Genomic DNA, 9467 nt, shown 5'->3' with positions numbered 1-9467 from the left:
TGCTATATTTTATTGTTATAATTTATAAAAAGTGATGATTTAAATAATGAAAATTCAGATTTTATATAGATGAGTAAATGATATATTTTGGTAAATATAAAAATCATTCATGAAGTTTAATATGTATTATCTCGTAATTTTTTATTTTTTTTCCTAAAATTTTACCCCATCCTAATTTGGAGTGAGAGTAATCTCCTAGCTTAAACAGCATTCTTTTATTAAAAATAATTTTAAGATATAAATCAACACAAAATTCATTATTAGTTAGAAATAATATACTTTCTTTAAGCTCTTTATATTTTTCTGCGTTTGGAAAGTATTTTAAAGCTTCATCATAGTGTATATCTTTTATATAAATAGCTATTTTATTTTGGTAAGATAGAAATTTTTTCCCTAAAATTAGATTTTTCCCTAAAATATGATTCTTACATCCTAATTTATTTAATTGTATGTGTCTTATGTAAATTTGATGAGGTATATTTTCTATAATACTTAATTGATTTTGCAAATTAAAAGTGATTTGTAAAATTCTTTCAATATAACTTTTAGGTCTTCTTAAACTTAGCAATAATGGAGCAAAAGGTAGATATCTCTTTGCTATTCTTGTGTCATTGATACCCAATATAGAAAATAGTATTTTAGAAATTCTATCATTGAAGTCAATATCAAAACTTTTTGGATAATTATTAAGAGTAGTAATTTCAAAAAAAATCCAAAGAAGATAATGGTTGAAAAAATCAAAAAATAAACTCCATCCTTCACCGCCATCTTCATTTCTAGAAAGCTTGTCTAGTATGTAAGATGGGAGTTGCGATGTATTTCCCTGTAGACCCATGAAGTTAATCATAATTTCTATAGGAAAAATATCATTATTTTTACTAATTTTTACATACTCAATTTCTTTATTAGGGTGCATTAGAGCATTATTTACTCTTAAAAAAATATCTTCTTTACGATGTTCTTTTAATATTTCTTTAAGAAGTTTATAAAAAGTATAAGAGTTTGTATTATTCATAATATAGACTTAATTCCTTTTTTAAAAGGATAGTGTATAATGACTTTTGAATTTATACATTTTATTTTTAATTCGCAAAATGAATTAATACTTACAAAAGATGATAGAAATTCTGAAATTATTACGCCAAGTTTGTAAACTTCCCCTAAAGAATAAAATTTAGAATCATCTATGCTTATGATACTCATAGTTCCTTTTTTTGTAATATGTTCATCGACTAAATAAGTAGGTTTTGATTTGATATCAATTATTGATGAAGTAAGTAGTTGACAAGTTGCTTCAGATGTTTTATCATCAGGAAAACTATAACTCTCCAGAACTTGAAAAAAGGAAGTTTTTGTTAATAGAGTTTGATAACTAAAAGATAAAATAGAAACTAACTTCCATAAAAGATTTCCATCTACATTGATTTGTTTCGACGGTGTTGGAATTGTAATATTTTTGGTAATTATATCTTTGTGGAAAGGTGCGAGATTAATATCACCTATTTTTAAAAGAGTAGGTAAATTCTTATTGCAACATAGTGTATCTATGGATATTGTTTCATTTGTATTGTTTGAGGAAAAAAATGATATTTCTTTGAAATTAACATTCTTGGAGTTTGATTTATTTGTAATGTAGTAAAAATCTTGTATTTTGTTTTGCATAAATTCAAAACGTTCAAAATTCTTATAATTTTTTAAAATTCTACTACCACTATCACTGTTGTGTGCCTTCACCTGCTTTATTTGAACTATATCATATGCGTTTAAATTGGTTCTGTCTATAAAAATTCTATATCCATTTTTCGAATGATTGTTGATGATAGGTTCTGCTGCTTTTTCAAAAATATTAATAATAGGTGTTGAAGACAATGAAAATAGCTCATTTTTTATAATACAATTTTTAGGAAGTGTTTTGTTAAATTTGAAAAAAATACTGATTAATTTACCTTTGCATTTATGTAAAACTTCTAAGCCTTGTATTAAGATAAAATTGAATTTTTCTGGTAGAAAAAAATACTCTCTTAGTAAAGAAAAAGATTCAAAACCTAAATCGTTATAAAATAGACAGCTTTCATTTGGTTTTAAACCCATAGTTTTAATGTTATGGGTGTTTATTTTAAATTCTTCTTTTGTATCATGAGATATGATTTTCAATTCTTCTAAGTATTGGTGCATATAAAAAAGCAATGTAGATGATGTGTAAACATCATCCCCTAAATATATACTTAGTTTATCTAAATCCAGATGTTCAATGTTTAAATCTTCTTTATTAATTCTAAGTTGTATATCTAATGTGTGATATTGTCTTTCACTTCCTAAAAAAATATTCTCTATATTTAATGGATATAGATATACATCATATACCGTTTTAAATTCACATTCACATTTTTCTATAGGTATAGATTTGACTGTGCTATTTTTAGGAATAATTAATTTATTGAGTTTGCTGTTTTTGTTAAATTTAAATTCTTGCATACACATAGATGGTAGAATATTGGTGTAATTTGGAGAAAGAATATTAATTAGAGATTCTGCGATATAGGGTATATTTTGATCTAGTTCTTGATGAATTTTTGAGGTTAATATTGCTAAATTTTCAATAATTCTTTCAATATCTGGATCTTTACTATCGTAAGATAAAAAGGGAGCTAACTTAGGAAATTTATCTATAAAAATTTTTCGAGTCTGATTGAGATAAGTAATCTCCTTCTGATAATAATGTATATCATCTTGTGTCACTAGATAACCTCGCAATATCGATTATTTTTAAATATAATTTCAATTACAAATTCTTTAAAACTATCATTATAAAAAACACATCTTAATAAAAATGAAAGTTGCCAAGGTTTTAAAGAGTCGTTATATGTAATAGAATTAATCATAATTCTTTTTTCGTATTTACTTATGAGTTTATGAATTTCTTTTGCCATGTTTAAGCAAAGCTCTGTTGAGCTTAAATTTAAATTTTCCATACCAGATAACCCAAAATCTTTAATACTTAAACAGTCATCAAGTTTTGCATTAAGCAAAACTTGTATATTGTTTTTTATTTCTTGAAATTCGTTTTGATAAAAAGGGATGTTTTTATACTGATCATCCAATGAATGAATAATTTTATCCAATAAAGACATTTATTATTCTTTATCTAATTTACCCACTAAAGATAGTTCAAAATTTCCACCCATGTATTTAAAGTGAGGACGAACACTTAATCCAATCTTATACCACCCAGGCTCTCCTGGTATGTTATCTACTTTTACTTGAGCTCCTCTAAAAGGTCTTCTACTTCTAACCTCTGCTGGCGGGTTTTCTTGATCTGAAATATATTGTCTAACCCATTCGTTTAAACCATTTTCAATATCACTTCTTTCTTTCCAGCTTCCAATTTCTTCTCTTTGCAATACTTTTAGATAATGTGCTAATCTTGAAATTAAAAATACATAAGGTAGTTGAGTGCCTAAACGGTAATTTGTCTCAGCATCTTTTCCTTCTGGTGTGTTTGGAAATATTTTAGGTTTTAAAGCAGAATTTGCTGAAAAAAATGCTGCATTGTTGGTATCTCTTCTTAGAGTTAAAGTTATAAACCCATTTTCTGCAAGTTCGTATTCTCTTCTATCTGTAATTAAAACTTCAGTAGGAATTTTAGCTTTTAAGTTTCCAAAATTTTCATAAAAATAAGTAGGAAGATCTTTTACGCTTCCCCCGCTTTTTGGCCCTATGATACTGCCACACCATCTATACTTAGCAAAACTTTCTGTTAATCTTGTTGCAAAAGCGTATGCTGAATTTCCCCATAGTAGATGATTATGAGATGCGTGAACATTTTCTTTATAATTAAAGCTTTTTATAGGATTTTCTTCACTATCATAAGGTGATCTTGTCAGAAATCTTGTAACCATTAATCCTGTGTATTTAGAATCTTCATTTTCTCTAAAAGTTCTCCATCTTGTATATTGTGGACCTTCGAGAAGACTTTGTAAATCCTGTATATTAGCTAATTCTGAATAATTTTCTAAACCAAAAAATTTAGGTCCTAAGGAAGTTAAAAATGGAGAATGACTCATTGCGGCTATGCTTGACATTTTATTTAAAAAAGTCATATCCGGACTTGCAGTGCTTAGTTGATAATCACCAATTATAGCACCAACTGGTTCTCCGCCAAATTGTCCATATTCTGAAGAATAAATATTTTTATAAACAACACTTTGGGTGATGTCTGGATTGTTTTCAAAATCTTCTAAAACTTCTTCTTTTGTAATATCAAAAAGATTAATTTTAATGTTTTCATTAAAGTCAGTTCTTTCTACTAAAAAGAAAAGCCCTCTCCAAGTTGATTCTAATTTCTGAAATTCTTCATTATGTAAAATTTCATCCATTTGTTTTGATAACAAATCATCAATATGGGCAATCATTTCATCAAGTGCGAATTTATTGATTTTATCTTCTATATTGTCACTTTCAACTATTGCAGAAATAAATTCAGCTACTCCTCTTTTTGCTATACTATAGCTTTCATCATTTCTAGCGTATTTGCTTTTTTCCATAATACTTTCAATAATTGGAGTATCAATTACTTTATCTTTTGACATATTATGTTTCCTTTATTCTTCGTTATTTTCTTTTTTGATTTCTAAAAGCAACTGCTCTTTGGTTTTTTCATTTTTTAGAGCATCCAAAACAGCTTTTCTAAAATTTGGAATATTGCCCATAGGTCCTTTTAGAGCCATTAATGCTTCTCTAAGGCGCATTAGTTTATTTAACTCTGGCACTTGTTGCACTATATTATCAGGTGAAAAATCTTTCATACTAGATATTTTTAGGTTGATATCTAATTCTTCGGCACCTCCACCTAAAGTATTTTTAACATTAAATTGGGTTTTGATGTCTAGTTTTTGCATAACCTGATTAAAATTTATTTTGTTGATAGACACAATTTCTCTATCTTCTAAATTTTGTTCATTTTTACCTGTTAAGTTGGCCATTACCATGAGTTTTAATGGTAGTTCTATTTCTGCATTTTGCCCGTTTGTTTTTGCCTTGTAGGTTATATTTATGCGTTCTTTTGGTGCACTTGATCCATCAGACATTTTACTTCCTTATTTTTTAAATTTTAAAATTTATTTTTTAAATTATACATAAAACTAAATAAAGAATAACTAAGTTTATGTTTTTTTATTAGTTTTATTTTTTGCATAATTATACTCATCACTTAAGTAATCCTTTAATAAGGTTTTTTCCATAAGTTCAACTAGTTGTAAGTATATAATTTTTGCATTATTTTTCATATTGTTTGTTTCAAAAACTTCTGCCATGGCTATTAAAGAATTTATATTACAAAATAAAGAATTATTATAATTTTCATTGTTTATTTCAATGAGTAATTGCTCTACTTTTTTATTTTTATCGGATGTAGCGTGTGTTTTTTTATTGATTTCTTGATTTTGTTTTACAAAATAATTAAATGTATCTTCTTTACACATTAATTCACCGTTGTCAAATCTTAACTTGGTAATATCTTTGAATTTGAGAATAAAATTGCAAGTTAGTAAATTTAAAATTTTCAAGGAGTGTTCTTTTTCATGATGCTGTAAAAAATCACAAAATATTTTAAATCCCTCTATCCAGAAAGGATTAAGTGAAAGATTATTGATAAAACATTTTATTTGATCTAATTCATTTGTATTTTTATCTAATAGTAATTTTATTAAATTTTTATCAGGATATCTTACTTTAGTGATGAAATCTGAATGCGGTGGAAGAGTTTTTATCTTTCCCCAAGTTGCCTCTGCAAACAATGAATAGGTGTTAGTGTTTTCAATGTCATTCTCTAGTAATTCTATTGCTAGATTATTTAATAATGTTCTGTATTCTCTATCGTTAAGATTGGATAATTTTGTGTTTTTTATATCGATATTTACTTGTGTTACTGGAGATTTAAGAGGTGGTTGTTTGGTTTGTGTTATTTCTTCTTTAATGTTTAATTTTGCAAAATTACAATTTAAAATTTCGCGTAATTTTTCAAAATACTCATTTAAATTTTTAGCTGTGACTTGTAAGCATTTTGGTGAATTTTTATTAAATTCATTAATAAAATTTTCAACAATTTGTTTGTATTTCTTTTTTTGATTCAATAGTATAGAAGATGTTTTACTTATATTTTCAGGTTTTTCTCGAAATAATTTTTCTGTAAAAATTATTATTTCTAAAAATATTTTAAAACACTCTTCGTTATTTAATGCTAAACATGATAAAGAAAAGTAAGCGAAAATTTTCATATCCATCGAGTTGTTTTGTAAAATATCTAATGAGTATTCATATACTTTATCCCATTGTATTTTTTCATGATTTAATGTTTTATATTTTGCCATTTCTTCTTCAAGTAAGTGAAATATTTCTAAGTTTTCTAAATTTTCTTCGTAATGATCACAGAAAATCATTTTTTATCTCCTAAGCACTATTGAAAGTTTTTTTAATTATAATAAAAAACAAAATTATAGTGTTATTTATTTAAGTATTTTTTTAAGGATGGGAATGAAAAAAATTTTTATTATATTGCTTATGGGATTGTTTTTAAGTTCTTGCTCTAGTGTTGTAAGTGTAAAGATTGATAATATAAAAAATTCTAATTTAAATAGCAGAAATGATGATGTTCCTTTAACTGTTATTGTTTATCAACTAAAAGATGTAAATAAATTTATAAAGGCTAGCGATTTAGAGCTGATTAATAGAGAGGATGCTATACTAGGTAGAGATAAAATTGACTCAATTAGACTACAAATTGCCCCTAAAGATAATATTATTGCTTTTAAAGTTATAGATGAAGAAGTGCCGTATATTGGTATTTTGGTTTTATTTGCAAATAATACTAAAAAGGTAACAAAAATTTGGGCAAAAACAGATGATGCTAATGGTTTTGGAACTAAAAAAACATTAAAATTTGAAATAACAAAAGATGGTATTAGACATATTTAATCTAAGGAAAATATAATGGCAGATAAGCTAAAAGTAGCTTGGTTTAATGGGCTAAATATTGATAAAATTCATTTTGAGCAACAAGAACGATATTTTGAAAGAAATATTAATCTTAAAACAATTTCAACTTTCAATAATTTATATGGAATAATTGATTTAGAATTTTCCAATGAAATGCTAATGCAAGGAAAAATAGCACTTAAAAGAATTTCTGGAATTGCTAAAGATGGTAGCATTTTTAATGCACCAGAACAAGATGAGCTTCCAGAGCCTTTGGAAGTTAATTATGATTCTTTGGTAAATTCTATTATTGTTATTAAAATTCCTATGGGTTTATCCTCTATAGCAGATATATCTTTACACAATAATATACCTAATTCAAAATACATTAGTTTAAGAAGTGTTGTAGCTTCAAGAATATATGATGATAATACTAATGATGTTTTTAAACATACTGATTTAGAAGATGAATATGAGAATGATAATGTTACTTTCTCTCAAGAAAAAATAAGCATTACTTTAGCTAGTTTAAGATTGAAATTGGGTTTTTTAGGTAGCAAAACTCCAGATGAACTTGAAATTCCTATAGCAAAAATCAAAAATATTGATTTAAATAAAAAAATAGAGTTAGATGAAAGTTTTATACCCACTTGTTTAGATTTAAATAAATCTTCGTATATTAAATCATTTTTAGAAGAAATTTCGCATTCAATTAAACAGCATAAAGAAATACTCACTGAAGTATTTAAGGGTATAGATCAAACTAAAAACACCTTGGATTTTAGTACATATTTATCGCTTAATCTTTTAAAAAAATGGTATTTTATTTTTTCATATATAATCAATAAAGATAAAATACATCCTGAAAATTTATATGAAAAATTAGTTGATTTTCAAGGAGATCTTAGTGCTTTTGGCACCGAAAGTTCCTTTTCTGATTTTATAGTATATAATCATGATGACTTGACTAACACTTTTTTACCACTTACTAATCAACTTAGAGTTTTATTTGCAAAAATAACTTCTCCAAAATATACTATGGCTCAAGTAATTGATAATAACAATGGATTTTATGATTTGTTATTTGACAATCCTACGGTTATTGAAGAGGGCGAATTATTTTTAGCTATTAGTGCTGATGTTAATCATGAGTATTTATTATATAATTTTAAAACTCAAAGTAAAATTCATACTCAAAGTAGGATAAAAAGTATAGTAACAACACAATTACGAGGGATAAATATAGAGCAAATTTCAAATATTCCATCTTCTATACCTTATTTAAATGGTTATATTTATTACAAGTTAGACAAAAAAGATGAGCTGTTTAAATACTTTAAGGGTGAAAATGTTATAAGTTTATATCTAACAACAAATATAAAAAACCCTGATATAAAAATGTGGGCTGTGTTTTAAGGAGTAATATGCAAAAAGAATCACATTTTAAAGAAGGATCTTTACTTTTAGAAAGCGATTTAAAAGGTTTAGAAATCAATAAAGTTGTTGATAATTGCTTGGAAATTCTTTTACTTGTTTATAGATTATCTAAGGTTCATTCTTTGGATACTGTTTATATAGAGAATTTAAAAGAAAAGCTTGTGAATGAAATTTTGGTTTGGAGTTCAAGATTAAGTACTTTTAAAGAGTATGATGAGAAAGATATTATAAAATTAAGATATTGCTTATGCGTATTTATAGATGAAAGTCTAATGAAAAATGATTTATTTATTAATAGCTCTTGGGCAAATCATACTTTAACCGTGAGATTATTTGATGAGACTCTAGGTGGTGATAATTTTTACGATATAGCACTTTCTTGGCTGTCTAATCCATCCAAAAATAAGGATTTTTTGGAATTCATATATGTTTGCTTGATTTTAGGATATAGAGGAAAATATTCTCATGAAAAAGATGTTGAGGAAAAAATTATTTATCTTTGTAACAACATAGCATCGGCTTTAACCCCTCTTATAAATTTAACAGATGAGACAGCTTTTGATAAGGCTTATAATGGAGCTAATAGGGAAAATTTTTGGCAGTATTTTCAACGCAGATTTATGAAATTTGCGTTAGTTATTATACCTATTGGATGTATTTTGGGTTTTTTCATTTTTGCAATTTTTGATTTGCAAACTCATAATATTAAAATTGATTCTAATATTAGCAGTTTGATTAAGAATATAGAAAAAATATAAGATTACATTTTTTCAATCATTTCTTTACTCCATGCTTTAGGAAGATTTTTTATACTAGGATAATATGGTTTTAAAAGTTCAAAGAAAACTTCTTCGTGGTATCTACTTATTTGAAAATAGTATTTGCCTAGAGTAGAGGGGGTGTAAAACTCATCCTTTTGGTTGTTTTTTTTAGTGTATTGAATATTAGGTATTTTAATATAATTATATTTATATTTAATCCCAAATTTTATTGCATCATTATATTTTAACTTAACTAGAGTTTTTGAATGCAAATTGTTTGGAAAATAATCATCTAGA

The 9467-nt window shown here is 25.8% G+C and carries 9 protein-coding genes and 1 pseudogene; 3 read left to right on the top strand and 7 right to left on the bottom strand.

From position 1 onward, the window contains the following. Window positions 1–103 precede the first annotated feature (103 nt). The 6 genes from L8X40_RS08060 to L8X40_RS08035 form a co-directional block, all read right to left on the bottom strand. Window positions 104–1015 (bottom strand): type VI secretion system baseplate subunit TssG, encoded by a 912-nt coding sequence (locus L8X40_RS08060; protein WP_087700188.1) that lies wholly within the window; start codon window positions 1013–1015, stop codon window positions 104–106. Next, complete coding sequence (gene tssF / locus L8X40_RS08055; protein WP_087700190.1) at window positions 1012–2739, bottom strand: type VI secretion system baseplate subunit TssF; 1728 nt, start codon at window positions 2737–2739, stop codon at window positions 1012–1014. Before tssF ends, L8X40_RS08060 begins: the two co-directional genes overlap by 4 nt. Then, entirely contained in the window at window positions 2739–3131 is a 393-nt protein-coding gene (locus L8X40_RS08050; protein ID WP_087700192.1) for a GPW/gp25 family protein, read from the bottom strand. The genes tssF and L8X40_RS08050 overlap by 1 nt, the downstream gene beginning before the upstream one ends. A gap of 3 nt (window positions 3132–3134) precedes the next feature. Then, window positions 3135–4589 (bottom strand): type VI secretion system contractile sheath large subunit, encoded by a 1455-nt coding sequence (gene tssC, locus L8X40_RS08045; RefSeq protein ID WP_087700194.1) that lies wholly within the window; start codon window positions 4587–4589, stop codon window positions 3135–3137. A gap of 12 nt (window positions 4590–4601) precedes the next feature. Next, on the bottom strand, window positions 4602–5087 hold the full coding sequence (gene tssB / locus L8X40_RS08040) for a type VI secretion system contractile sheath small subunit (RefSeq protein ID WP_087700196.1): 486 nt from the start codon (window positions 5085–5087) through the stop codon (window positions 4602–4604). A 75-nt stretch (window positions 5088–5162) separates the two neighbouring features. Beyond that, on the bottom strand, window positions 5163–6368 hold the full coding sequence (locus L8X40_RS08035; RefSeq protein WP_250322470.1) for a type VI secretion system domain-containing protein: 1206 nt from the start codon (window positions 6366–6368) through the stop codon (window positions 5163–5165). Between the two features lie 163 nt (window positions 6369–6531). On the opposite strand from L8X40_RS08035, the gene tssJ reads away from it, so the two are divergent. The 3 genes from tssJ to icmH are packed head-to-tail and all read left to right on the top strand — an operon-like array spanning window position 6532 to window position 9167. Then, window positions 6532–6972 carry a type VI secretion system lipoprotein TssJ gene (gene tssJ / locus L8X40_RS08030; protein WP_214100825.1) on the top strand — a complete coding sequence of 147 codons (441 nt, stop codon included), beginning with the start codon at window positions 6532–6534 and terminating at the stop codon, window positions 6970–6972. 15 nt (window positions 6973–6987) lie between these two features. Further along, complete coding sequence (gene tssK, locus L8X40_RS08025; protein ID WP_087700202.1) at window positions 6988–8388, top strand: type VI secretion system baseplate subunit TssK; 1401 nt, start codon at window positions 6988–6990, stop codon at window positions 8386–8388. 8 nt (window positions 8389–8396) lie between these two features. After that, window positions 8397–9167: a type IVB secretion system protein IcmH/DotU gene (gene icmH, locus L8X40_RS08020; RefSeq protein WP_263667652.1), complete on the top strand. Its 771-nt coding sequence runs from the start codon at window positions 8397–8399 to the stop codon at window positions 9165–9167. A gap of 2 nt (window positions 9168–9169) precedes the next feature. Here the strand turns inward: icmH and L8X40_RS08015 are convergent. Continuing rightward, a pseudogene (locus L8X40_RS08015) lies at window positions 9170–9467 on the bottom strand (hypothetical protein); the annotation flags it as partial.

The sequence above is a fragment of the Campylobacter sp. CNRCH_2013_0855 genome, assembly GCF_025773025.1.
In the GTDB taxonomy this organism is placed as follows: Bacteria; Campylobacterota; Campylobacteria; order Campylobacterales; family Campylobacteraceae; genus Campylobacter_D; species Campylobacter_D jejuni_C.
The sequence above is the reverse complement of the archived record's forward strand: the minus strand, read 5'-3'. Positions and strand labels throughout refer to the sequence as shown.

Excerpts from the sequence above, each read along its gene's own strand:
- L8X40_RS08050 (WP_087700192.1), bottom strand. The coding sequence starts at position 3,131 with ATGTCTTTATTGGATAAAATTATTCATTCATTGGATGATCAGTATAAA.
- L8X40_RS08060 (WP_087700188.1), bottom strand. The coding sequence starts at position 1,015 with ATGAATAATACAAACTCTTATACTTTTTATAAACTTCTTAAAGAAATA.
- tssJ (WP_214100825.1), top strand. The coding sequence starts at position 6,532 with ATGAAAAAAATTTTTATTATATTGCTTATGGGATTGTTTTTAAGTTCT.
- icmH (WP_263667652.1), top strand. The coding sequence starts at position 8,397 with ATGCAAAAAGAATCACATTTTAAAGAAGGATCTTTACTTTTAGAAAGC.
- L8X40_RS08035 (WP_250322470.1), bottom strand. The coding sequence starts at position 6,368 with ATGGCAAAATATAAAACATTAAATCATGAAAAAATACAATGGGATAAA.
- tssK (WP_087700202.1), top strand. The coding sequence starts at position 6,988 with ATGGCAGATAAGCTAAAAGTAGCTTGGTTTAATGGGCTAAATATTGAT.
- tssB (WP_087700196.1), bottom strand. The coding sequence starts at position 5,087 with ATGTCTGATGGATCAAGTGCACCAAAAGAACGCATAAATATAACCTAC.
- tssC (WP_087700194.1), bottom strand. The coding sequence starts at position 4,589 with ATGTCAAAAGATAAAGTAATTGATACTCCAATTATTGAAAGTATTATG.